Origin of the sequence: Staphylococcus sp. HMSC077D08, assembly GCF_001837945.1 — a bacterium.
Classification (GTDB): domain Bacteria; phylum Bacillota; class Bacilli; order Staphylococcales; family Staphylococcaceae; genus Staphylococcus; species Staphylococcus epidermidis.
Genome location: NZ_KV834792.1, coordinates 1 through 637, shown reverse-complemented (window position 1 = coordinate 637; position 637 = coordinate 1). Strand labels below are relative to the sequence as shown.

The 637-nt window shown below is 27.2% G+C and carries 1 protein-coding gene; it reads right to left on the bottom strand.

Annotated features, from left to right (window positions below; genetic code table 11):
- Positions 1 to 158: 158 nt before the first annotated feature.
- Positions 159 to 637: TIGR01741 family protein (locus tag HMPREF2663_RS07755; RefSeq protein ID WP_070846147.1), on the bottom strand; the 479-nt coding region annotated here is incomplete at its 5' end.

Sequence of the window (637 nt, the reverse complement as noted above, 5' to 3'; positions counted from 1 at the left end):
TTATTCGCTATTTCTTGATACATTTCATTTAAGTTTTCTTCAAATCCCATTTTCTTACTCCTAAATATTTGAAATACGTTTTTATGTTGCTTATTCTTTATCTTATATTTGACAAAGAATAGCTATGTAACTTTTACATTGCTTAGTCATCCTTCGCTTTACTCTTTTTCTTGTTCTTTAATAAATTTTTCGATGTCTTTTATTTCTTTTTTGGCATAATCTAATTCAGGTATAATGCCGAATTTTTTATATTCATAATAATAATCCCTAGAAATTTGACCAAAACCTGAGTTTTTCCAATCGATATAATCAAATGACACGTTTAATTTACCTTCATTATTAAAATCAAATTCACATGATGTCCATGGTTCTTGATTATTTTCTATAAATAGCTCTCTGAGTCTTTTAAATAATTTATAAAGAGTAAAAGATAACTCACTAAATGTTTTTTCTGAAACATTACAGTCTTCAGGAATAGCAGTATAGTAATGTAAGTCATCTCTACCAGGTATAGTATAATTAAAAGATACTTCTCCACCTTCATCGTTAATATAAGCGATTGTATATACCTGCTCCCATTCTATCGGTATCATTCCATTGATATGATTCGCTATTTCTTGATACATTTCATTTAATT